19 protein-coding genes and 2 pseudogenes are annotated in these 22,804 nt (G+C 74.9%); 8 read left to right on the top strand and 13 right to left on the bottom strand.

Annotated features, from left to right (window positions below):
- Both AB0I11_RS14690 and AB0I11_RS14695 read right to left on the bottom strand, forming a co-directional pair.
- Positions 1 to 368 (bottom strand): annotated as a pseudogene (locus tag AB0I11_RS14690) (hypothetical protein); the annotation flags it as partial.
- 286 nt (positions 369 to 654) lie between these two features.
- The gene (locus AB0I11_RS14695) at positions 655 to 2,130 is read right to left on the bottom strand and encodes an aminopeptidase P family protein (RefSeq protein WP_357319231.1); all 1,476 of its coding nucleotides are present in this window, start codon (positions 2,128 to 2,130) and stop codon (positions 655 to 657) included.
- A gap of 111 nt (positions 2,131 to 2,241) precedes the next feature.
- Here AB0I11_RS14695 and asnB point away from each other — a divergent pair, with 111 nt between their 5' ends.
- Positions 2,242 to 4,203, top strand: a complete 1,962-nt coding sequence (asnB, locus tag AB0I11_RS14700) for an asparagine synthase (glutamine-hydrolyzing) (protein ID WP_357319234.1) — start codon at positions 2,242 to 2,244, stop codon at positions 4,201 to 4,203.
- A 96-nt stretch (positions 4,204 to 4,299) separates the two neighbouring features.
- Here the strand turns inward: asnB and AB0I11_RS14705 are convergent, their stop codons facing one another.
- Positions 4,300 to 5,421 carry a lytic polysaccharide monooxygenase gene (locus AB0I11_RS14705; protein WP_357319602.1) on the bottom strand — a complete coding sequence of 374 codons (1,122 nt, stop codon included), beginning with the start codon at positions 5,419 to 5,421 and terminating at the stop codon, positions 4,300 to 4,302.
- Positions 5,422 to 5,773: 352 nt separating this feature from the next.
- On the opposite strand from AB0I11_RS14705, the gene AB0I11_RS14710 reads away from it, so the two are divergent.
- Positions 5,774 to 6,706: a carbohydrate kinase gene (locus AB0I11_RS14710; protein WP_357319237.1), complete on the top strand. Its 933-nt coding sequence runs from the start codon at positions 5,774 to 5,776 to the stop codon at positions 6,704 to 6,706.
- A 251-nt stretch (positions 6,707 to 6,957) separates the two neighbouring features.
- Here the strand turns inward: AB0I11_RS14710 and AB0I11_RS14715 are convergent, their stop codons facing one another.
- Positions 6,958 to 8,178, bottom strand: a complete 1,221-nt coding sequence (locus tag AB0I11_RS14715) for a multidrug effflux MFS transporter (protein ID WP_357319240.1) — start codon at positions 8,176 to 8,178, stop codon at positions 6,958 to 6,960.
- Between the two features lie 81 nt (positions 8,179 to 8,259).
- Between AB0I11_RS14715 and AB0I11_RS14720 the strand changes: the two genes are divergently transcribed.
- Positions 8,260 to 8,706 carry a MarR family transcriptional regulator gene (locus AB0I11_RS14720; RefSeq protein ID WP_357319243.1) on the top strand — a complete coding sequence of 149 codons (447 nt, stop codon included), beginning with the start codon at positions 8,260 to 8,262 and terminating at the stop codon, positions 8,704 to 8,706.
- 40 nt (positions 8,707 to 8,746) lie between these two features.
- Here the strand turns inward: AB0I11_RS14720 and AB0I11_RS14725 are convergent, their stop codons facing one another.
- Together AB0I11_RS14725 and AB0I11_RS14730 are read right to left on the bottom strand one after the other, a co-directional pair.
- The gene (locus AB0I11_RS14725; RefSeq protein ID WP_357319246.1) at positions 8,747 to 9,577 is read right to left on the bottom strand and encodes an MBL fold metallo-hydrolase; all 831 of its coding nucleotides are present in this window, start codon (positions 9,575 to 9,577) and stop codon (positions 8,747 to 8,749) included.
- Positions 9,574 to 9,978, bottom strand: a complete 405-nt coding sequence (locus tag AB0I11_RS14730) for a hotdog domain-containing protein (RefSeq protein WP_357319249.1) — start codon at positions 9,976 to 9,978, stop codon at positions 9,574 to 9,576. Before AB0I11_RS14730 ends, AB0I11_RS14725 begins: the two co-directional genes overlap by 4 nt.
- Before the next feature lie 111 nt (positions 9,979 to 10,089).
- On the opposite strand from AB0I11_RS14730, the pseudogene AB0I11_RS14735 reads away from it, so the two are divergent.
- Positions 10,090 to 11,046: pseudogene (locus tag AB0I11_RS14735) on the top strand (phosphatase PAP2 family protein); the annotation flags it as partial.
- Positions 11,047 to 11,427: 381 nt separating this feature from the next.
- On the opposite strand, the gene AB0I11_RS14740 reads toward AB0I11_RS14735, so the two are convergent.
- The 3 genes from AB0I11_RS14740 to AB0I11_RS14750 form a co-directional block, all read right to left on the bottom strand.
- Positions 11,428 to 12,798, bottom strand: coding sequence for a PH domain-containing protein (locus AB0I11_RS14740; RefSeq protein WP_357319605.1), 1,371 nt, complete (start codon positions 12,796 to 12,798; stop codon positions 11,428 to 11,430).
- Positions 12,799 to 13,166: 368 nt separating this feature from the next.
- The gene (locus AB0I11_RS14745; protein ID WP_357319252.1) at positions 13,167 to 13,691 is read right to left on the bottom strand and encodes a PH domain-containing protein; all 525 of its coding nucleotides are present in this window, start codon (positions 13,689 to 13,691) and stop codon (positions 13,167 to 13,169) included.
- Positions 13,692 to 13,713: 22 nt separating this feature from the next.
- A complete protein-coding gene (locus tag AB0I11_RS14750; protein WP_357319255.1) occupies positions 13,714 to 13,944 on the bottom strand; it encodes a hypothetical protein in 231 nt (76 codons plus the stop codon).
- A 241-nt stretch (positions 13,945 to 14,185) separates the two neighbouring features.
- On the opposite strand from AB0I11_RS14750, the gene AB0I11_RS14755 reads away from it, so the two are divergent.
- Genes AB0I11_RS14755 through AB0I11_RS14765 form a run of 3 tightly spaced genes read left to right on the top strand, consistent with a single transcriptional unit; the run spans position 14,186 to position 17,219 of the window.
- Complete coding sequence (locus tag AB0I11_RS14755) at positions 14,186 to 15,295, top strand: MoxR family ATPase (protein WP_357319259.1); 1,110 nt, start codon at positions 14,186 to 14,188, stop codon at positions 15,293 to 15,295.
- Entirely contained in the window at positions 15,274 to 16,272 is a 999-nt protein-coding gene (locus AB0I11_RS14760) for a DUF58 domain-containing protein (protein WP_357319608.1), read from the top strand. Before AB0I11_RS14755 ends, AB0I11_RS14760 begins: the two co-directional genes overlap by 22 nt.
- Positions 16,269 to 17,219, top strand: a complete 951-nt coding sequence (locus AB0I11_RS14765) for a VWA domain-containing protein (protein ID WP_357319262.1) — start codon at positions 16,269 to 16,271, stop codon at positions 17,217 to 17,219. Before AB0I11_RS14760 ends, AB0I11_RS14765 begins: the two co-directional genes overlap by 4 nt.
- 503 nt (positions 17,220 to 17,722) lie before the next feature.
- Here the strand turns inward: AB0I11_RS14765 and AB0I11_RS14770 are convergent.
- The 4 genes from AB0I11_RS14770 to AB0I11_RS14785 form a co-directional block, all read right to left on the bottom strand.
- Positions 17,723 to 19,066, bottom strand: a complete 1,344-nt coding sequence (locus AB0I11_RS14770; protein WP_357319265.1) for an acyltransferase — start codon at positions 19,064 to 19,066, stop codon at positions 17,723 to 17,725.
- Complete coding sequence (locus AB0I11_RS14775; protein ID WP_357319268.1) at positions 19,063 to 19,959, bottom strand: alpha/beta hydrolase; 897 nt, start codon at positions 19,957 to 19,959, stop codon at positions 19,063 to 19,065. The genes AB0I11_RS14770 and AB0I11_RS14775 overlap by 4 nt, the downstream gene beginning before the upstream one ends.
- A gap of 98 nt (positions 19,960 to 20,057) precedes the next feature.
- Entirely contained in the window at positions 20,058 to 20,720 is a 663-nt protein-coding gene (locus AB0I11_RS14780; protein ID WP_357319271.1) for a response regulator transcription factor, read from the bottom strand.
- On the bottom strand, positions 20,717 to 21,934 hold the full coding sequence (locus AB0I11_RS14785) for a sensor histidine kinase (protein WP_357319274.1): 1,218 nt from the start codon (positions 21,932 to 21,934) through the stop codon (positions 20,717 to 20,719). The genes AB0I11_RS14780 and AB0I11_RS14785 overlap by 4 nt, the downstream gene beginning before the upstream one ends.
- A gap of 153 nt (positions 21,935 to 22,087) precedes the next feature.
- Here AB0I11_RS14785 and fabG point away from each other — a divergent pair, with 153 nt between their 5' ends.
- The gene (gene fabG / locus AB0I11_RS14790; protein ID WP_046570982.1) at positions 22,088 to 22,792 is read left to right on the top strand and encodes a 3-oxoacyl-ACP reductase FabG; all 705 of its coding nucleotides are present in this window, start codon (positions 22,088 to 22,090) and stop codon (positions 22,790 to 22,792) included.
- Positions 22,793 to 22,804: the final 12 nt, after the last annotated feature.

Consider the following 22,804-nt stretch of genomic DNA (forward strand, 5'->3'; position numbering starts at 1 on the left):
ACCGCCTCGACCAGCTCCTCGTCGTCACACGGCACCGCCCGCACCTCGCCGTGCTCACCCCACTCACCCCAGCCGTGGTCCTTGCCGTCCCGGCCCGCCTCGTCGTCGCGGTGGTCCTTGTCCTTGTCCTTGTCCGTGTCCTCGGCCTTGCCGGCGTCGCTGGCGTTCTGCGGCGCGACGGCGTGGTTCTCCGCGACCCGCTTCGGGTCGTCGGACTTGTTGTCCCGAGCGGCGAGGCCACCGAGCGCCGCCAGACCGACGACGCCGGTCAGCCCGGCCACGCCGGTGGCGACCCAGAGGGCTCGCCGCCTGCTCGTCGGCGGAGGCACCGGGGCCCCGCCGTCGGAAGTGGTTACGTCGTTGGACATCAGAGCTTCCGCCCTTTCGGTGTCTACCAAAGGGGCCGCACCACCCGAGGCGGGGCGACCAGCTACAAAACGGTTGTAGCCTCTGATCGACACCGTATGAGAAGGATCCTCGCGACGCGGACGTATCCGAAAAAATCGCGCATTAGCCCCAGATCGGGGAGCTGGGCGCGCAGTCGGGCGGACGGGTCTGAGCAGCGCAAACGGCGACGGGCCCGGCACCGGTGCCCGGCGACGACAAACGTCGCGAACACCGGCGGCGGGCCCGCCGTGGGTCGTACCTCCCGGATCAGCCCGGCAGGCGGGGGCCGGCCTCGCGCTGCTCGGCCAGCCAGGTCTCCACCTCGTCGGAACGCCGCGGCAGCCCGGCCGAGAGGTTCACCGGACCGTCCGCGGTCACCAGGATGTCGTCCTCGATGCGTACGCCGATGCCGCGCAGCTCCGCCGGGACCAGCTCGTCCTCCGGCTGGAAGTACAGCCCCGGCTCGACGGTGAGCACGTAGCCCTCGCCCAGCGGGCCGTCCCGGTACATCTCCTTGCGGGCGTTGGCGCAGTCGTGCACGTCGATGCCGAGCATGTGGCTGGTCCCGTGCAGGGTCCACCGGCGGTAGACCGTCGACGCCGGGTCCATCGCCTCGTCCACGCTCACCGGCAGCAGGCCGAGGTCCTTCAGCGCCTCGGCGAGCACCCGCATCGAGGTGAGGTGCACCTCCCGGAACGCCACGCCCGGCTTGATCGCGTCGATGCCGGCCTGCTGGGCCGCGTACACGGCGTCGTAGACCTGGCGCTGCAACGGGGTGAACCGGCCGTCGACCGGCAGCACCCGGGTGACGTCCGCGGTGTAGAGGTTGCGGTTCTCCACGCCCATGTCCATCAGCAGCAGCTCACCCGGGCGGGTGGCGCCGTGGTTGTGCACCCAGTGCAGGATCGTGGCGTGCTCGCCGGCGCCGACGATCGAGCCGTACCCGACGTCGTTGCCGTCGTGCCGGGCGCGCAGCGCGAAGATCCCCTCCAGCAGCCGCTCAGAGACGCCCCGGTCGGCCGGCAGCGCCCGGGCGACGTCCTCGAAGCCGCGCACGGTGGCGTCGCACGCCTCCTGGAGCTGGGCGATCTCCCACTCGTCCTTGACCAGCTTCAGCTCGGAGATCGCGATGGCCAGCTCGCGGTCCCGGCCCGGCTGCCCGTCGACCCGGGCCCCGTCGTACGGGCGCACCGCCGCGTCCACCCGGGCGTCGAAGCCGCGCAGCACCCGGGTACGCCCCGGCGCCAGGTCGGCCAGGGACGCCTCCAGCCCGGTCAGGTCGGCGGTGGGCAACCCCAGCTCGGTCGACTTCTCGCCCAGCGTCGGCCGGCGGCCCACCCACAGCTCGCCGTGCCGGCTGCGGAAGAACTCGTCGGTCTCCCGGGACGACCGGGGCCGCATGTACAGCATCGCCTCGCCGGCCGGGCGCAGCACCAGCACGCTGTCCGGCTCCAGGTCCCCGGTCAGGTACGCGAAGTCGCTGCCCGGCCGGAACCGGTGGTCGGTGTCGTTGGCCCGTACCTTCTCGGTGCCGGTGGGGATGACCAGCGTCTCGCCGGGGAAGGCCGCGGCGAGCGCGGCCCGCCGCTTGGCGTAGTTGGGCACCTCCGGGCGGGGACCGACCGGCAGTTCGGTGTCCTGCCAGCCCTGCCGCATGAACGCCAGGAAGGCCTCCGGGAAGTCCGGGTCGTGCGACTCGGTGCCGTCCGCCGGCTTGCCCTGCTGCGTCCGCTCCTCGGCCATGATCGTCCTCCTCGAGCCTCGTCGCTGGTCCAGACGGTATCGCGCGTCCGGCCGCGGGGAGAGCCTGCGGTGCCGCGACGGCCGCTCCGGAGGCGTGGAAAGATGGCCTTCATGTGCGGACTCCTGGCCTTCTTCAGCGCGCGCGGTGACGCCGCCGCTCACCGCGACCACATCGCCGGCGCACTGGAGTGCCTGCACCACCGGGGCCCGGACGAGACCGGGGTCGAGGTGGTCGGCGACGCCTCCGGCCGGTACGCGGACGGGGTGTTCGCGCACAAGCGGCTGGCGATCATCGACGTGGCGCTCAGCCACGAGCCGCTGCCCTACGCGGGCGGTCGCTACCTGCTCACCTTCAACGGCGAGATCTACAACTACATCGAGCTGCGCGACGAGCTGATCCGGGACTTCGGTGCCCAGTTCGCCACGAACGGCGACGGCGAGGTGATCGTCGCCGGCTACCACTACTGGGGTGAGCAGGTGCTCACCAAGCTGCGCGGCATGTTCGCCTTCGTGATCTGGGACCGGCAGGAACGCCGGGCCTTCGGTGCGCGCGACTACTTCGGCATCAAGCCGCTGCACTACCTGGAGACCGCAGACGGGCTCTACCTCGCCTCGGAGAAGAAGGCGCTGCTGCCGTTCGCCCAGTCGGCGTACGCCGGCGACGCCGGGATCGACACCGCCAGCCTGAGCCACTACCTGACCCTGCAGTACGTCCCCGAGCCCGGCACCCTGCACCGGGGGATCAACCGGATCGGGTCGGGGGAGTACCTGACCTGGAGCCCGGGCGGCCGGATCGAGGTGCGGCGCTGGTACCGGCCGGTGTTCCGGCCCGCGCCGGTCGCCGACGAGCAGAAGCTCTACCAGGAGATCCGGGAGACGCTGCGGGAGAGCGTCCGGATGCACATGCGCTCGGACGTGCCGGTCGGCTCGTTCCTGTCCAGCGGGATCGACTCCACCGCCGTGGTGGCCCTGGCCCGCGAGTTCAACCCGAACATCCTCACCTTCACCGTCGGGTACGACGTGCCCGGCTACTCCGAGATCGACGTGGCCCAGGACTCGGCCCGGCACCTCGACGTCACCACCATCCCGACGAAGATCGGGCCGCAGGACATGATCGACGCGCTGCCGAAGATCGTCTGGCACCTGGACGACCCGGTGGCCGACCCGGCGCTGGTGCCGCTCTACTTCGTGGCCAAGAAGGCCGCCGAGCACGTCACCGTGGTGCTCTCCGGCGAGGGCGCGGACGAGTTCTTCGGCGGGTACACGATCTACCGCGAGCCGCTCTCGCTCAGCACCGTCAACGGCCTGCCCGGCGGCGTGCAGAAGGGCCTGCGCGCGGTCTCCAAGGCGATCCCGCAGGGCGTGAAGGGCAAGAGCTTCCTGGAGCGCGGCACCACCCCGATCGAGCAGCGCTACTACGGCAACGCCCGGATGTTCACCGAGGAGGAGAAGCAGCACCTGCTGCGCCGCTACGACCCCTCGGTCCGCTACACCGACGTCACCGCGCCGATCTACGCCGAGGCCACCGAGCTGGACGACGTCACCAAGATGCAGTACGTCGACCTCTACACCTGGCTGCGCGGCGACATCCTGGTCAAGGCCGACCGGATCTCGATGGCGCACTCGCTGGAGGTGCGGGTGCCCTTCCTGGACCGGGAGGTCTTCAACGTGGCCGCCGGCATCCCGGTCGACCTGAAGCTGCCGCCGCGCTCCGAGGCCACCAAGTACGCGATGCGCCAGGCGTTGCAGGGTGTGGTCCCGCCGGCCATCGTCAACCGCAAGAAGCTCGGGTTCCCGACCCCGACCCGGGTCTGGCTGCGCGGCGAGATGTACGAGTGGGCCCGGCACGTGCTGGCCACCTCCGGCGCCGGCGACCTGATCGACCTGTCGTACGCGATGCGGCTGCTGGACGAGCACAAGCGGGAGGAGGCCGACCACTCCCGCAAGGTGTGGACGGTGCTGATCTTCTGCATCTGGCACGCCATCTTCGTGGCGAAGACCCTCGACCCGGGCATCCAGCGCAACCAGTCCGCGCTGCTCACCAAGCCGGTGGTCGGCAGCATGGTGCGCTGACCAGGACGCGGCGAAGGGCCCCCGGAACGTCCGGGGGCCCTTCCTTTTGCGCGTGCTCAGCTCGTGCTGCGCGGGCTCAGCTCGTTCTGCGCGTGCTCAGCGGCCGGTGCAGCTGACCGTGGGCAGGCTGTTCGTGCCGGAGACGTTCGCGGTGAAGCCGAAGGAGGTGCTGCCCTCCGGTGCGATCGTTCCGTTGTACGAGGCGTTGTTGACCGTCACCGCCGCGCCGCTGCCGCTCACCGTGCCGTTCCACAGCTGGGTGATGGTCTGACCATTGGCCCAGGTCCAGTTCGCCGTCCAGCCGGCGTACGTCCGGGTGCTGTGGTTCATGATCGTGACCTCGGCCTGGAAGCCGCCGCCCCAGGCCGTGACCACCTTGTAGACCGCCATGCAGCTGTTGGTGCCCGGCGACGTGTCCGGGGTGCTCGGCGAGGTGCCCGGCGTGGTCGGCGTGGTACCCGGCGTGGTCGGCGTGGTGCCGGGCGTGGTCGGCGTGCTGCCCGGGGTGGTCGGCGTGGTGCCGCCGCTCCCGACTCCGGTCACCTCACCGTTGCCGCCGTCGAAGGTCACGTCCGAGCAGCCGAAGAAGTTCTCCTGGCTGTCCGAGCGGACCCAGCGCGAGTAGATGATGTGCCGGCCGCTCTTGTTCGACGGCAGCGTGCCGTTGAAGTAGTAGTGGCCCTCGTTGGTCCCCACCGCCCCGCTCTGCGGCGGGTTGGTGACCTGGAGGAACGGCTGCTCCTCCAGGTCGCTCCAGGCCAGCGGCCGGGTCGGGCTCCAACTGTCCTTGGTCACGTAGAAGTAGAAGGTGCCCGGGTGGTGGGCCCAGTTGCTGTAGTTGAACTCCATCGTGCGCCCGGCGGTCAGGTGGGTGAGCGGCCAGTCGTTGCGGGCCGCGTCGTAGCCGGTGAAGTTCGGGTTGCCGCCGCTGCACAGCTTGCCGTCGGGGATGAACCCGACGGTCCGGCCGCCCGCGTCGGAGCGCAGCACGCTGAACCAGTTGTACAGCGAGTTCGTCCCGCTCTCGGCGACCGCCGCCGCGCAGGCGGGGTTGTTCGGCCGGATGTCGCCCTGCGGGCTCAGCCCGTCCTTCCAGCACAGGTAGGTCCGGGAGCCCGGCTTCATCGCCGCGCCGTGCGCGGCGGCCGGGTCGGGATTGCTGGCCAGCGCGAAGGCGCCCAGGGCCAGGGTGGCGACCGCGGTGAGCAGCGCGGCCATACGGGATCGTTGCACGGGTTTCTCCTGACTCGCGGGGCGCGACCGCACGGATCCGCCCCGCTGCGAGCAGCGGATGCGACCATCGCGGTGCCACGCCCGGCGGGCCCGGGAGTGCGGCCGGGGCCGTCGGAACGCGTGCACCGCCCCCGGTCCATGCCACGGACCGGTGTGCCCTCGCGTCGGCTCGACCCGGCGGCCGGTGGCGCGGCAGCCCCCGCACCCGTCCGGCAAGCGTCATCCCATCACGTCCCGCCAGCGGAGGCAATAGCTGTCGGTCGATGAGGCCGTCTCGTCGCGCCACCCCGGTGCCATACGCCAGGATCGGGGGGTACGACGGACGGAAGGAGCCAGCATGGGATACGCGGTGGTGCTCGGTGAGGCGCTGGTCGACCTGCTCGACGGCGAGTTCGACGGGCAGCCCGGCTACCGGCAGGCGATCGGCGGCGGGCCGCTCAACGTGGCCGTGGCGGTCGCCCGACTCGGCGGCGACGTCCAGTTCGTCGGCTCGCTCGGCGACGACGCCCTGGCGGAGCGGATCCGCGCCTTCCTCACCGCCGCGGGCGTCGGGCTGGCCGGGGCGGTGACCGTGCCGGCCCCGACCGCGCTGGCCGTGGCCACCTTCGCCGGCCCCGAACCGGACTTCCGCTTCTACGGCGAGCCCCGCTCGTACGCCCAGCTCACCGCCGACGACCTGGACGTGGCCCTGGTCGAGGGCGCCGACGTGCTCTACTGCGGCTCGATCGTGCTGCTCGACCCGCCGGTGCTGGCCGCCGCCCGGCGGGCCTGGACGATCGCCGGCGCGCTGCGGGTGTTCGACCCGAACGTGCGGCCGCGGCTGCTGACCGGGCCGGACGCGCTGGACGGGCTGCGCGCGGTGGTCGCCGAGTTCGCCGCGAGCGCGCATCTGGTGAAGCTGAGCAGCGCCGACGCCCGGCTGCTCTACCCGCACGAGCCCGTCGAGGGGGTCGCCGCGTACCTGCGCGAGCTGGGCGCGGCAACCGTGGTGGTCACCCTCGGCGCGGACGGCGCCCTGGTCGCCGCCGCCGACGACGTGGTGCGGGTGCCCGCGCCGAAGGTCCACGCGGTGGACGCCACCGGCGCCGGGGACTCGGTGATGGGCGCGCTGATCGCCGAGCTGCTCGCCGCCGGCGAGCCGGCCGACCCGGCCGGCTGGCGGGACCGGGTGGCCTTCGCGCTCCGGGTCGCCGGCCTGGTCTGCGAGTCCCCCGGCGGCGCCACCGCCATGCCCACCCGCCCCGCCGTCCACTCCCGCTTCCCCACCTGACCCCGCCCCTCCCACCCCCACCCCCGCCCCGCCCCGCCCCGCCCCCCGGCCCTCGCCCTCGCCCCCCGCTTCGTCGATCAAGGAGTTGTGGTGGTTGACATAGGGGGCAAAAGTGGCACAGCGGGCGCCACAACTCCATGATCGGCGTGGGGCGTGGGGCGTGGGGCGTGGGGCGTGGGGCGTGGGGCGTGGGGCGTGGGGCGTGGGGCGTGGGGCGTGGGGCGTGGGGCGTGGGGCGTGAGGGTGCGGGGCTAGCGGGGGCGGGTGAGGGTGAGGACGGCGGTGAGGGAGAGGGCGGCGGCGCCGGCCAGGACGACGGCCATCGGGAGGGCGCTGCCCTCGCCGCCGAGTCCGACCAGCGGCGCGGCGAGCGCGCCGACCACCGACTGGATGCCGCCCATCAGCGCGGCCGCCGTGCCGGCGTGCCGGGCGTGCGCGTCCAGCGCCAGCGCGGTGCTGTTCGGCATCACCATGCCCAGCGAGCCGACGAAGGCGAACAGCGCCACCGCCGTCACGGCGAGGCTGCCGGCGAGCGCACCGGTGAGCACGCCGATCGCCATGACCAGCCCGACCATCAGCGTGGTGACCAGTAGCCGACGCGGGCTGAACCGGTCGAGCAGCCGGGCGTTGAGCTGCCCGGTGGCCACCAGGGCGAGCGCGTTGACCCCGAAGACCACGCTGAACACCGTCGCCGAGACGCCGAAGACGTCCTGGAACACGAACGACGACCCGGAGATGTACGCGAACAGCCCGGCGAACGCGAAGCCCTGGGTCAGCGCGTACCCGAGGTAGACCCGGTCGGCGGCCAGCGAGCGCATGGTCCGGGCGGTGCTGGCCAGGCCGCCGGTGTTGCGCCGCTGCGCCGGCAGGGTCTCCGGCAGGCGCAGCGCGACGGCGACGGCGAGCACCGCCCCGATGACGGCCAGGGCGAGGAAGACCGCCCGCCACGAGCCGAACCGGAGCACCAGGCTGCCCACGCTCGGCGCCGCCACCGGCGCCACGCCGAAGACCAGGGTGAGCCGGGAGAAGTACTTCGCGGCGTCCCGGCCGGAGTAGAGGTCGCGGACCACCGCGCGGGCCACCACCACGCCCATGCCGCCGGCCAGGCCCTGCGCGAAGCGGGCGGCGGCCAGCATCGGGGCGTTCGGCGCCGCGGCGCAGGCCAGCGCCAGCAGGGCGTACGCGATGACGCCGATCAGCACCGGGCGGCGCCGGCCCCAGCGGTCGCTGAGCGGGCCGGTGACCAGTTGGCCCAGCGCCAGGCCGATCAGGCAGGTGGTCAGGGAGAGTTGGATGCCGGCCTGGTCGGCGCCGAGGTCGCGGGTCATCGCCGGGAACGCCGGCAGGTACATGTCCAGCGAGAGCGGACCGATCGCGGTGAGGGTGCCGAGCAGCACCAGCAGGGTGATGCCACCGCCGCGGGCGGACCGGTCGGCGGACGGGCGCGCGGCGGCCCGCACGGTCTGGCTCACGAAGGTACCCCCTGGATCTGGTGCGCTCCGGTAACCTTACCTCTGTAGTCAGAACTATTGCGATGTGAAGCAGGTGACTCCGTGGCGACCCAGGAGGAGATCGCGCGGTTCGGGGCGGTGCTGGGGGAGCTGCACCGGCTGCTGCGCCGCAGGACGGTCGCCCGGGCCGACGGCGAGCCGTTGCCCGAGGCGCAGGTGGAGGTGCTCCTGCTCGTCCGGGGCGCGCCCGGGATCAGCGGCAAGGAGGTGGCCCGCCGCCTGGGCACCGCCCCGAACACGGTCAGCACGCTGGTCCGCGACCTCACCGACGCCGGTCTGCTGGCCCGCGACCGCGACCCCGCCGACCGGCGGGTGGTCCGGCTGCGCATCACCGAGGCCGCCCGGGCCCGGATGGCCGACTACGAGGTCCACCGCGTCGCGCTGCTCACCGAGGCCCTCGCCGAGCTGGACCCGCCGGCCCGGGCCGCCGTGCTGGCCGCCGCGCCGCACCTCGACGCGCTGCTCACCGCGCTACGCGTCCGCGCCTGACGGCCGGCCCCGCCCCTGCCGTGGCCCGACCGGGCGGCGGTCAGGCGGTGCCGTCGAGTTCGGCGTAGCCGCGGCGGGCCGCGATCAGGCCGGGACGGGCCCCGAAGGGCGACTCGGCGGCCACCCGCTCCGGCGGAGCGTTGCCGGTGTGGCCGGCCCGGATCAGCCACGCCTGGCGGGCCAGCTGGGCGTGCTGGTCCCGGACGAAGTCGGCGTCGACCGGCTCGCCGTGCCCCGGCACCACCACCGTGCCGGGCGTGGTCAGCCGCAGCAGGTCGGCCACCGCGTCCGGCCACTGCAACGGGTACGACTCCTCGAAGGCCGGCGGCCCGCTCTGCTCTACCAGATCGCCGGCGACCAGCACGTCGGCGTCCGGCACGTGCACCACCAGGTCGGCGTCGGTGTGCCCGTGCCCGGGGTGGCGCAGCACCACCCGCCGGCCACCCACGTCGAGCACGGTCTCGCTGACCACCCCGTGGGTCGGCGCCAGCAGCTCGGTGTCGGCCAGCTCGGCGGCGAGCGCGGGCTGCTCGGCGCGCATCTCCTCGTACGCCGCCCGGCGCAGCGTGTCCGGATGGTCCCGGAGCACCACGAGGGCCTGCTCGTGCGCGTACACCGGGCGGGGCGGGTCGGCGGCCAGGGTGGCGTTGCCGAAGCAGTGGTCGAAGTGGTGGTGGGTGTTGACGATCGTCCACGGGTGCGGCGTGACCGCCCGGGCGGCCCCGGCCAGCTCCCGGGCCTGACCGGCGGTGGAGAGCGTGTCCACCAGCAGGGCGGCCCCGTCGCCCACCACCAGCGTCACGTTGACCCGCAGCAGCGGGTCGCGCAGCACGTGCACCCGGTCGGCGACCTCGACGAACCGGGCGGTCATGACGCCCGCGCGGCGCGCTCGACGAACCGCTGGCGGTCGACCAGCGCCCGCTCGACCCGCCCGTCGGCCACGGTCTCGTCGCCGTCGGTGACGGCCACCTCGAACAGCAGCCGCCGGCCGTCGACCTCGGCGAGCCGGGCCTGCGCCACCACCGTCCGCCCGACCGGGGTGGCGGCGCGGTGCGCCAGCTCGACCCGGGTCCCGACGGTGGTCGCGCCGGGCGGCATCCGGGTCGCGGTGGCCGCCACCGTCGCCGCCTCGGCCAGGGCGAGGACCCGGGGCGTACCGAGCACCGGCACGTCGCCCGAGCCCACCGCCTGCGCGGTGTCGGCCTCGGTGACGGTCAGCTCGACCCGGGCGGTCAGCCCCGGCGCGAAGGGCGGCTCCGGCTGCTCCTGCATGCCCCGAGCCTAGACGAGCCGGGGCGGGGACGTCCGGTCTCCGCGGCCGGGGGCCGGAGCACCGGTGGTCGCCGTCGGTCGATGCCTTCCGCGCCGTTAACCTTGACCGCGATGGCCGTCCAGACAGAATCCCAGCCCCCTGCCCCGACCAGCGCCTCCGCCGCGCCGGACGGCGGACGTCGCCGCGTCATCGCGATGGTGATCTGGGGGGTCGCCTTCGTGGCCGCCTGGCTCGCCATCGGCCTGCCCACCGACCCGGCGTACGCGTTCGTCTGGATCTGGGCCGCCACCATCGCCTGGCACTCGGCCCGGCCCTGGCGCAGCCACCTGCGCTTCGCCCGGGACTGGATCCCGGTGGTGCTGCTGCTGGCCGCGTACAACCTCTCCCGCGGCTTCGCCGACAACGGCGCGACCCCGCACGCCATGGAGCTGATCGTCGCCGACCGGTTCCTGGTCGGTTGGGCCACCGGCGGCGCGGTGCCCACGGTCTGGCTCCAGCAGCACCTCTACCGGCCCGAGGTGCACTGGTGGGACGTGCTGGTCAGCTGGATCTACTTCTCCCACTTCGTGGCGACGCTGGCCGCCGCCGCGGTGCTCTGGATGCGCAACCGGGCGAGTTGGGCGGCGTACATGCGCCGGTGGGGCTTCCTCTGCGCCGCCGGGCTGGTCACCTACTTCCTCTACCCGGCCGCCCCGCCCTGGTGGGCCGCCCAGAACGGGCTGCTGACCGAGGTCGCCCGGATCTCCACCCGGGGGTGGAAGGAGGTCGGCATGCACGGCGCGGGCAACCTGCTCAACGCCGGGCAGGTGGCGTCCAACCCGGTGGCCGCGATGCCGTCCCTGCACACCGCCTTCGCGCTCTTCGTGGTGCTGTTCTTCATGCCCGCGGTGCGCCGCCGGTGGTGGCCGCTGCTGCTCGCCTACCCGCTGGCGATGACCTTCACGCTGATCTACAGCGGCGAGCACTACCTGATCGACGTGCTGGTCGGCTGGGCGTACGTGGGACTGACCTTCCTGGTCGTGGGCCTGGCCGAGCGGGCCTGGGCCGGCTACCGGGCCCGGCGCGCCGCCGCGCGGCCCCCGGCGGCGACCGCACCGGCCGGCGCCGCCCCCGCGCCGGACGCGACCGAGCCGGTCCTGGCCGGGACCGCACCGGCCGTCGCCGCACCGGCGGCGCAGGCCCGGCCCGCCGGCCCGGCCGGCAGCGCCGCGGCTGTCCCGGCGGCGGCGTCGAACGGCAGCGCCCCGGGTACCGGCCCGACCGGCAACGGCGGGGCGGGCTCGAACGGTGACGCCGGGGCGGGCCCAAACGGCAACGGCGGGGCGGGCTCGAACGGCAACGGCGGGGCGGGTCCGAACGGTGACGGCGGGGCGGGTCCGGACGGTCCGGTCGCCAGCGACCCGTCCGCGGTGTCCGCCGAACGCTGAGCGCTGAGCGCCCGGCGCGGCTCAGCGCCGCCGGCCCCGGTCGTCGTGCCGGGCGGCGTGCGCCCGCGCGGTCAGCTCGGCCGCCAGCTCCCACGCCTCGCCGAGGTCCCGGTCCGGCGCGGCGGCGCCCGACCCGCCGGCGGTGTCCGTGTGCACGGTGGCCAGCCGTAGCCGCCGCTGGGCCGGACCCTGGGTCACCCGCACGCTCTGGATCCGGGCGTACGGCACCAGCGTCAGCCGGCGGGTGAGCAGCCCGGACCGGGCGACGAACACCTGCTCGTCGAGGCCGGCGCCGACCGCCCGCCAACTCAGCGGGCGCAGCCACCGGGCCCGGCGCGGCGGCGTCGTCGACGGCAGCGCGTCGAGCCGTACGCCGGGCAGCACCTCCGCCACGATCAGCGTCGCGGTGCCCGCGTCGCCGACCGGCAGCAGGCGGTCCGGCCGGTTCCGGTCGTCCGGCTCGGCGGCCGAGTAGCCGGCCACCTCCAGCCGCAGCCGCAGCCAGCCCTTCATCCGCCAGAGCAGCGGCCAGGTGACGCCGACCGTCTGCACCCGGTGCAACGGCACGGTCTGCACCCGGGTCTCCAGCAGCCCGTTGCGGACCCGCAGGGTGCCGTCCTCCCGGTCGAGCCGGAAGCCCCAGTCGTCGAGGACCCGGCGGACCGGCTGGAGCAGGACGCCGGCCATCGCGGTGAGCGTGCTGGCCACCGCGATGAACGACCACGACCCCTCGGAGAGGAACTGCGCCACCACGAAGGCCACACCGAACGGCAGCAGGAACGCCTGCGGGGTGAGCAGCTGGCTGACCAGCAGGTCCGCGTTGCGTACCGTGTGCAGCCGGCGCCCGGCCGGGGCGGGCGGGGGCACGGGCTCGGCGCCGGTCGGGACGAGCGCCGGCGGGGTGTCGGTCGGGACGGGCTGCGGCGGCCGGCCGGCCACCGCGAGCAGCCGCTGGCGCAGCGCGGTCGCCTCGGCCACCGAGAGGTACGCCAGCGGCGCCTCGGTCTTGCCCCCGCCGACCACCTCCAGCCGCAGCTCGGCCAGCCCGGTGAGCTGGGCCAGCAGCGGCCGGACCACCTCCACGGCCTGCAACCGTTCCAGCGGGATCGCCCGGGTACGCCGCCAGAGCAGCCCCTCGTGCACCCGCAGCTCCCGGCCCACCACGTGGTAGCCGGTGTTCCACCAGCTGACGATCGACAGCACGGTGGCGCCGAGCACGAAGATCACGACCAGCGCGGCGAACCACCCGAAGCCGACCCGGGACAGCGTGGACCAGGAGAGACCGGCGATCACCACGACCAGGGACTTGGCCCCGTGCAGCACGGGGCTCAGCGGGTGCAGCCGTCGCCGCGGCTCCCCGAGGCCGCCCGGCGGCGCCGGGAACGGTGGCAGGCCCGCGCCCCCGGGATACGGCGCGCCGGGAAGCGGGCCGTACCCGGGCGGCGGTGGCGCGGCGGGGCCGTACCCGGTTGGTGGTGCCGGTGGACCGTAGCCAGGTGGTGGCACCGGCGGGCCGTGCCCGGGTGGCGGCGCCGGCGGGCCGTATCCCGGTGGCGGCGCGGCGTGGCCGTAGCCAGGTGGTGGTGCGGGCGGACCGTATCCGGGTGGTGGTGGTCCGGCCGGGCCTGGTCCCGATGGAGCCGGCGGCGGCTGGCCGGGCGGGGGCGGCGGCCAGGGCTGGCCGTTCACGGCCGGCGGGGTGCGGGCCGGGCCGTCGTCGGCCGGCGGCGTCGCGGGCCCCGGCCCGGCCGGGCCCTGGCTCACAACCCCTCCGCCCGGTCCTCGCCGAGCGCGGTGAGCCGGTCCCGCAGCCGGGAGGCCTCGGCCGGGCGCAGCCCCGGCACCCGGGCGTCGCTCGCCGCGGCGGCCGTGTGCAGTTGCACGGTGGCCAGGTCGAACGCCCGCTCCAACGGCCCCGCGGTGACGTCCACGAACTGCATCCGGGCGTACGGGACGATGGAGAGCCGCCGGACCAGCAGCCCGTGCCGGACCAACAGGTCCTGCTCGCGCTCGGCGTAGCCCCAGGCGTGCACGGCCCGGACGATGGTGACGGTGCGCCAGCCGGCCAGCAGCAGCACCACGCCGACGGCCACGCCGAACAGCCAGTGGCCGGTGGTCGCCCAGCCGACCGCGAGCACCACCAGCGCCACGGCGAGCAGGATGCCGAGCCGGATCAGCTCCACCCAGATCAGGTCCCGGGAGATCGGCTGCCACCGGACGGTCGCCGGCCAGGGCTCCAGCGGGCCGGGCGGGGTGGGTGGCCGGCCGGCGAGGTCGTCGGTCACCGGGTTGGTCCGCTGCGCTCGCTCACCCTTCGAGAGTAGGCGATCCGGGCACCGCGACCACCTCGCGCAGGAAGCCCCGCGCCTCCAGGAAGCCGCCGAGGGACTCCCGATGGTCGGGGCAGGCCAGCCAGGTCTTGCGCCGGTCGGGCTCGTGCAGGCGGGGATTGTTCCAGCGCAGCTCCCAGTGGGCGGGGGCACGACACCCTCGCGCGGAGCAGATCAACGCCTCGCCGGCGGGAGTGGGAGTGCTCACCGGGGCCAGTCTACGGTCGCCACGCCGGGAGCTTTAGCGCCGGGCGGCCACGGGGGGAGCCGCCCGGCGACGGGATGAATCGTACACGCGGCGGACCCCCTGTTGTCCACCCGTGTTCGGGGTTTTCAGTGGCCGGTGACGACGCGGCGAAAATCGTCCCTCTCCCGCCCTCGGCTCTCAGCGAGGCATGACAGTCTTGGTACGCATCACATCGCGACGCCGACCAAGCTGTGGAGGACCGGTGGCCCAGCCGACCACGCCCGACGCTTCGACCCCGACCGCGGCGCTGCCGGAGGCGCCGCCGCCGGCGGTCAGCACCCCGGCCCAGGACGCCACGCTGCTGGAGCGGGCGCTGTTCGAGATCAAGCGGGTGATCGTCGGCCAGGACCGGATGGTCGAGCGGATGTTCGTCGCCCTGCTCGCCCGGGGCCACTGCCTGCTGGAGGGGGTCCCGGGCGTCGCCAAGACGCTGGCCGTGGAGACCCTGGCCAAGGTGGTCGGCGGCTCCTTCGCCCGGGTGCAGTTCACCCCCGACCTGGTGCCCGCCGACATCATGGGCACCCGGATCTACCGGCAGTCCAATGAGAAGTTCGACGTCGAGCTGGGTCCGGTGTTCGTCAACTTCCTACTGGCCGACGAGATCAACCGGGCCCCGGCGAAGGTGCAGTCGGCGCTGCTGGAGGTGATGAGCGAGCGTCAGGTGTCGATCGGTGGGGAGACCCACCGGGTGCCCGACCCGTTCCTGGTGATGGCCACCCAGAACCCGATCGAGCAGGAGGGCGTCTACCCGCTGCCGGAGGCGCAGCGGGACCGCTTCCTGATGAAGATCGTGGTGGGTTACCCGACCGACGCCGAGGAGCGGGAGATCGTCTACCGGATGGGCGTCGCCGCGCCGGAGCCGGCCCGGGTCTTCGACACCCCGGACCTCATCGCCCTGCAGCACAAGGCCGACCAGGTCTTCGTGCACAACGCGCTGGTCGACTACGCGGTCCGGCTGGTGCTGGCCACCCGCGCCCCCGCCGAGCACGGCATGCCCGACGTGGCCCAGCTCATTCAGTACGGCGCCAGCCCGCGCGCCTCGCTCGGCCTGGTCCGGGCCACCCGGGCGTTGGCCCTGCTGCGCGGCCGGGACTACGCGCTGCCCCAGGACGTGCAGGACATCGCCCCGGACATCCTGCGCCACCGGCTGGTGCTCAGCTACGACGCGCTCGCCGACGACGTGCCGGCCGACCACATCGTGCACCGGGTGATGTCGACCATCCCGCTGCCGGCGGTGGCGCCCCGGCAGCAGGCCACCCCGCCGCCACCGGCCGTGCCGAACGGCGCCGGCTGGCCCGGGCAGCGGCCGTGACCCCACCCACCCGACTGCCGGCCAGCGGCGACCGTTCCGGTGCCGTGCTGTCCCGGCTGCAGTTGCTGGTCACCCGCAAGCTCGACGGGTTGCTCCAGGGCGACTACGCCGGGCTGCTGCCCGGACCGGGCAGCGAGGCCGGGGAGTCCCGGGAATACCGTCCCGGCGACGACGTACGCCGGATGGATTGGCCGGTGACCGCGCGGACCACCACGCCGCACGTGCGGCGGACGGTGGCCGACCGGGAGTTGGAGACCTGGCTCGCGGTGGACCTGTCGGCGAGCCTGGACTTCGGCACCGGCCAGTGGCTCAAGCGGGACGTGGTGGTGGCCGCGGCGGCGGCCCTGGTGCACCTGACGGTCCGGGGTGGCAACCGGATCGGCGCGGTGGTCGGCACCGGCGCCCCGGTGCCGGCGCGCACCGGCCGGTGGCGCGGCGCGCCACCGGCCACCGGGCCGGGGACGCTGGTCCGGCTGCCCGCCCGGGCCGGCCGCAAGGAGGCGCAGGGCCTGTTGCGGGCCATCGCCGGCACCGAGATCCGCCCCGGGCGCGGTGACCTCGGCGCGCTGGTGGACATGTTGAACCGGCCGCCGCGGCGGCGGGGCGTGGCCGTGGTGATCTCCGATTTCCTCGCGCCGCCGCAGCAGTGGGCGCGACCGATCCGTAAGCTGCGGGTCCGGCACGACGTGCTGGCGATCGAGGTGGTCGACCCGCGCGAGCTGGAGCTGCCCGACGTGGGGGTGTTGCCGGTGGTCGACCCGGAGACGGGCGAGCTGCACGAGGTGCAGACCGCCGACCCGGGCCTGCGCCGCCGGTACGCCGATGCGGCGGCCGCCCAACGCGCCGCGATCGCCGCCGAGCTGCGCGCCGCCGGCGCCGGGCACCTGCGACTGCGTACCGACCGAGACTGGCTGCTGGACATGGTGCGATTCGTGGCCGCGCAGCGGCACGCCCGCACCCGGGGGACGACGCGATGATCCGTTTTCTGCAACCGTGGTGGCTGCTGGCCGTGCTGCCGGTGCTCGCGCTGGCCGCCGCGTACGTCTGGCGGCAGCTGCACCGCCGCGCGTACGCGATGCGGTTCACCAATGTGGACCTGCTGCGCACCCTCGCGCCGAAGGGGTTGGGCTGGCGGCGGCACGTGGCGGCCACCGCCTTCCTGCTCTGCCTGCTGGTGCTGGCCACCGCGCTGGCCCGGCCGGCGGTGGACACCAAGGAACCCCTGGAACGGGCGACCGTCATGCTGGCCATCGACGTGTCGTTGTCGATGCAGGCCGACGACGTCGCGCCGAACCGGCTGGAGGCCGCCCAGGAGGCGGCCAAGCAGTTCGTCGGGGAGCTGCCGGAGAGCTACAACCTCGGGCTGGTCTCGTTCGCGAAGTCGGCGAACGTGCTGGTGCCGCCGACCAAGGACCGGGGTGCGGTGACCACCGCCATCGACGGCCTGGTGCTGGCCGAGGCGACGGCCACCGGGGAAGCGGTCTTCACCTGTCTGGAGGCGATCCGGTCGGTGCCGGCCGACGGCGCGGCCGGCATCCCGCCGGCCCGGATCGTGCTGCTCTCCGACGGGTACCGGACCGCGGGGCGGTCGGTGGAGGAGGCGGCCGCGGCGGCCCAGGCGGCGAACGTCCCGGTCTCGACCATCGCGTTCGGCACCGACTCGGGTCAGGTGGACATCGGCGGCCAGCTCCAGCGGGTGCCGGTGGACCGGATGGCGCTGTCGCAGCTCGCGGAGACCACCCAGGGCTACTTCTACGAGGCGGCGTCGGTGAGCGAGCTGAAGCGGGTCTACCAGGACATGGGCAGCTCGATCGGGTTCCGCACCGAGCCGCGGGAGGTCACCCAGTGGTACGCGGGGCTGGCGCTGCTCCTCGCGCTCTGCGCGGGGGCGCTGAGCCTGGTCTGGTCGTCCCGCCTGATCTGAGGCGGGACGGGGCCGGCCTGGCCGGCCGGGGCGGTCAGTGACCGCCGCCGGCCAGCACGAAGAGGACGGCCACCCAGACGGCGGCGAGGGTGAAGCCCAGCGGGGCGACGTAACGGCTCATGGGACAGCTCCGTGGCGACGAGACGGTCCGGGCGGCGCGGGCCGGACCGCAGGGGTGGCTCAGGGCGTACGCACACGAAGTCGTGACCGGGGTGCTCCGCCGGCGGGCCGCGCAGCATGCCCGCCCCGGCTGGTAGGCCGAGGAGGCGGGGCAACGCGGAGGGCGGAAAGCGGGTCAGCTCGCCTGACTGAGTCGCGGCTCAGCAGGGCTGACGATCGGCCCGGCCACGACTGGGAGGATCGCTATCTCGCACAGCGATCACCTCCTGCGGTCGGCGGGTCCGAGGGCGGGCGGTCGATGGCCCGCAAACGCGATCATCGTACACCCGGGGCGCGGCGGGCACGCACTCGGCCGAGTGGCCCGGGCGCACCCGCCAACCGGGTCAGCCGCCGAGCCGACCACCTGCCGGACCTCGATATCCGCCGGGTGCCGCCGCGCCGCCGGGGATCGCCGGGGCGCGCCGCCGGACCGCTCCCGGGCCCGCGGCCCGGCCGCCGAAAGCAGTGAGCTGCGCCACACCGTCGACCGGAGTGCCGGCACCTACGCGACCGACCCGACCGGCGGCGGTGCCGCGGCCGGCCGGGGCGCCGGTGCCGACGGGGCCGGCCGGGGCGTCCGTGCTGATGAGGGGGACCGGGGCGGCGGGGTCGGCGTCGCGAGCCGGCGACCGGCCGGGCCGGCGCCGCATCGCCAGCAGGACCGCCGCGAAGACCGGCAGCCAGCAGAGCCGGGCCAGCACCCAGAGCAGGTCCCGCGGCGCGGTGTGCAGGCCGGGCAGGGCGAGGCCGGCATGCGCGAGCAGCGCGGTCACCCCGACCAGCACGGGCTGGTGGCCCAGGTAGACGCCCATGGCGGACCGATTGACCGCCGCCACCACCCGGGCCGGGGCCGGCCGCGCCAGCAGCCGCCGCACCGCCGGACGGAGCAGCAGGGCCAGCCCCACCTGGGCCACGGCCAGGGCCACCGCCACGAGGGACGGCGGGCTGAGGTTCGACATCGCCGCGCCGGGGACGCCGACCGCGCTGGCCGGGTAGCCGAGCGTGAACAGCGCGGCCAGCGCCACCGCCCCGGTGCCGGCCAGCGCCGCGCCGGCTCGCCGGCCGGCCAGCCGGCCGTCGGCGTGGGCCAGGCCGAGCAGCCAGGGCACGCACCAGGCGGCCAGGAGCGCGACCGGCAGTCGCCCCGGCACGGCCGGCAGCAGCCGACCCGCCAGATCCGCCGCGGCGACCAGGACCACCGCCGGGGCCACGCAGCGCCAGGGCCCCCACCGGCGTACGGCGGCGCGCAGCGGGACGATCAGCGCGGAGAGTGCGACCAGCGGGAGCAGGAACCACAGTGGGCTGATCGCGAGGTGGAGCGCCACGGCGAGGGTGGCGTCCGGGGTGCCCGTGACGATCGCGGCGAGCAGCACGGCGGAGCCGATGCCGAGCAGCGCGAGGATGGGCAGGACCAACCGGCCCATCCGCCGGGCCCACCAGCGCGCCGCACCGCCCGGACCGCCGGCCAGCGAGCGGGCGGCGGCGTACCCGGAGACGAAGAAGAACAGCCCGAGGGTCTGCAGCAGCCAGGTGACCGGCGCCAACCCCGGCATGGCGGCCAGCGGGCTCGCCACGTGCAGCGTGCCGTCGGCGTCCAGCACCAGCGCGGTGACCAGCCAGTGCCCGAGCACCACCCCGCCGATCGCGTACGCCCGCAGCGCGTCGATCACCCGGTCCCGGCCGTTCACCGGGTCACCGCCCGGGCGCCGGCGCCGTCCAGCACCACCGACGCCACCGCGGCCGTCGTGGCGCTGCCGGCGGTCAGGTAGTCGTCGTGACCGGCCACCCCGGTCACCGGCAGGGATCGCGCGCCGAAGGCCGGGTCGCCGGGCCGGCGGCCGTGACCGAGCCCGAGCAGCCGGACCTGCGGCACCCGGCGGATCCAGTCCGTCGGCGCCTCCGCCGCCCACACCCGTACCCGGCCCAGGTCGCCGGCCCGGTCGACGCCGAGGCCGATCCCACCCAGCGTCACGACGTCGGTGACCTGCGGCGGGGCGTCCCGCGCGGCGAGACCGACGACCAGCGCGCCGTAGCTGTGCCCGAGCAGGGTGATCCGCGCCCGCGGGCGCCGGTCGGTGAGTTCACGCACCTCCGCGCGCAGCCCGGCCGCCCCGCGCCGGGCGGCGGCCGAGCCGGCGGCGGACGTCACCGTGTCCGGCGGGTCGTAGCCGAGCCAGGCGAGCACGGCGACCCGCGCGGCCGGCGCGGCGGTGTGCAACGCCCGGTACACCTCGGCCGCCTGCCGGGCCGGCGCGCGGCGCGCGACACCGCCCAGGCCGCGGTCGAAGTCGCGTAGCGTGCTGCCCACTCCGGGCACCAGCACCACGATCCGGTCGGCGGTGGCCAGGTCGCCGAGGACCTCCACGGCGAGACCGTCGCCGTGGGGCTCGAAGGCCAGGAACCGCCGGCCCGCCGCGGCCCACCCGTCGTACGGCGGCCCGGCCGCCCGCAGCCGGGCGTCCACCGCCGGGTACGCCTCCAGATAGGCCACCGGCGCCAGCGGACCGGGCCGGGCCGGTACCAGCAGGCCGAACCCGAGCAGCGCGGCCAGCGCCATCCGGGCGGGTCGAATCCAGTGCATCGTGGTGCCCCCTCCGCGAGTTCTCGGCGGAAGGATGCGGTGCGGAGCGGTCGAAGATCGTCACCCCACGGGGCGGTTCCCGGCGTGCTACCCGGGAGCTACTCGCCGGCGGCGACCAGACCCGTCTCGTACGCGACGACCACCGCCTGGGCGCGGTCGCGGAGCTGGAGCTTGGCCAGGATCCGCCCGACGTGGGTCTTGACCGTCTGCTCGGCGACCACCAGGTCGGCGGCGATCTCGGTGTTCGAGCGGCCCCGGGCGATCAGCCGCAGCACGTCCGTCTCGCGGGGGGTGAGCGCGGCCAGGTCGGTCGGGCGGGGACGGCGGTGCGCCGGCCGGGCCGCGAACTCGGCGATCAGCCGGCGGGTCACCGCCGGGGCGAGCAGCGCGTCACCGGCGGCCACCACCCGTACCGCCTGCACCAGGTCGGCGGCGGGCGCGTCCTTGAGCAGGAAGCCGCTGGCGCCGGCGCGCAGCGCCTCGTACACGTAGTCGTCCAGGTCGAACGTGGTCAGGATGAGCACCCGGGGACGGTCGGTGCGGCGGTCGCCGAGCAGTTGCCGGGTCGCCGCGAGCCCGTCCAGCACCGGCATCCGGACGTCCATCAGCACCACGTCCGGGTCGAGCCGGCGGGACGCCTCGACCGCCGCCGCGCCGTCCGCGGCGTCGCCGACCACGAGCAGGTCGGGCTGGGCGGCCAGCAGCGCGCCGAACCCCTGCCGGACCATCGCCTGGTCGTCGGCGATCAGCACCCGGATCATCGCGTCGGGTCCTCCGTTTCCAGCGGCAGTTCGGCGGTGACGGCGAACCCGTCGGCGGTCCCGCCGGCGCTGAACGTACCGCCCAGCAGGCGGGCCCGTTCCCGCATGCCGGTCAGCCCGTGCCCGCTGGTCGGCTGCGCCGGCGCCGGCGGCCCGCCGGTGTCGCGTACCGCGATCGCCAGCACCCCGTCGTGCTCCCGCAGCCGGACGGTCACCGCCGCACCGGGCGCGTGTCGTGCCGCGTTCGCCAGGGCCTCCTGCACGATCCGGTACGCGGCCAGCCCGACCGCGTCCGGCGTGTCCGGCGGTGTGCCGTCCAGCCGGACCGCCATCCCGGCGCGTTCCGCCGCCGCCACCAGGTCCGGCACGTCCGCCATGCCGGGCTGCGGCGCCGTGGCCGCCGGGTCGGCGTCGCTGCGCAGCACCCCGAGCAGCCGGCGCAGCTCGGTCAGCGCCTCGCGGGCCGAGCCGGCGATGTCGAGGAACTCGGTCCGCGCGGCCTCGGGCACCGGGCCGACCCGGTACGGGGCGGTCTCCGCCTGCACGGCGATCATCGACATGTGGTGTGCGACGACGTCGTGCATCTCGCGGGCGATCCGGGTGCGCTCCTCCAGCACCGCCCGTCGGGCCTGCTCCAGCTCGCTCCGTTCGGCCTGCTCGGCCAGCGCCCGCCGGGTGTGCACGTTGCGCCGCACCAGGTCACCGAGGACCAGCACCACCACGAACAGCAGGATGACGCCGCCCTGGTTGGACCGCGGCACGAAGATCCAGATCGGGAGGAGGCTGAACAGCCCGAGCCAGGCCAGCACCGCCCGGTCGACCCGGATGGCCACCACGACCAGCACGGCGAGGATGACCAGGACCTGGCTGGGGCTCCACGGCCAGTCCTCCGTCGGCGGCCGGTTCAGCGTGCCGAGGAGTTGCCCGAGGAACATGATCCGCCAGGCCCACAACGGCCGGGCCAGCAGGATCGGCAGCGGCGCGACGGTGAGCGCCGCGAGCAGCCAGGCGGTGGCCGTCGGCAGCTTCCGCTCGTCGAGCAGGAACTGCGCGGTGATCAGGGTGAACCCGAGCAGCGCCAGCAGCGCGACCGGCGGGCCGGCGGCGGCGAGCCGGGGCCAGCGGCGCAGCGACGGCCGGGCCGGCGGGTAGTCCGGTCCGGCCCAGACGCGGCGCAGCGCCGCCAGGCCGGCGCGGACGGGGCTGGTGTCCATCTCCCGCAGGCTAGTGCGGCGGCCCGCGCCCGTCGTGCCACCCAGGACTGACCCGGTCACCCCTACCTGGGTATGACCCGCGGTTAGCGATTACCTATCGGTAACCCCTAGGCTCGCCAGCGACCGAGAGATCAGCAGACCAGAGGGGGAACCGTGGCCCGTACCGTGCTGGTGACCGGCGGAAACCGGGGCATCGGCCTGGCCATCGCGCAGGCCTTCGCCAAGCAGGGTGACCGGGTGGCGGTGACCCACCGCAGCGGCGACGCTCCCGAGGGGCTGTTCGGCGTGCGCTGTGACGTGACCGACGCCGAGTCGGTCGACGCCGCCTTCGCCGCCATCGAGGCCGAACTGGGTCCGGTGGAGGTGCTGGTCGCCAACGCGGGCATTACCGACGACACGCTGATCATGCGGATGTCCGAGGAGCAGTTCACCCGGGTGCTGGACACCAACCTGACCGGCGCGTTCCGCTGCGCCAAGCGGGCCTCGACGAAGATGCTCCGGGCCAGGTGGGGCCGGATGATCTTCGTCTCCTCGGTGGTCGGCCTCTCCGGCGGCGCCGGACAGGTCAACTACGCGGCCAGCAAGGCCGGCCTGGTCGGCGTGGCCCGCTCGATCACCCGCGAGCTGGGCAGCCGCAACATCACCGCGAACGTGGTGGCGCCCGGCTTCATCGACACCGACATGACCGCCGGGCTGCCCGAGGAGCGCAAGGCGGAGATCCGCAAGTCGATCCCGGCGGGCCGGATGGCCAGCGCCGACGAGGTCGCCGCCGTGGTCACCTGGCTCGCCTCGGACGCGGCCGGCTACGTCTCCGGCGCCGTCATCCCGGTCGACGGCGGCCTGGGCATGGGTCACTGAGAGAGAGCACGG

Source organism: Micromonospora sp. NPDC050495 (genome assembly GCF_040655175.1).
In the GTDB taxonomy this organism is placed as follows: Bacteria; Actinomycetota; Actinomycetes; order Mycobacteriales; family Micromonosporaceae; genus Micromonospora.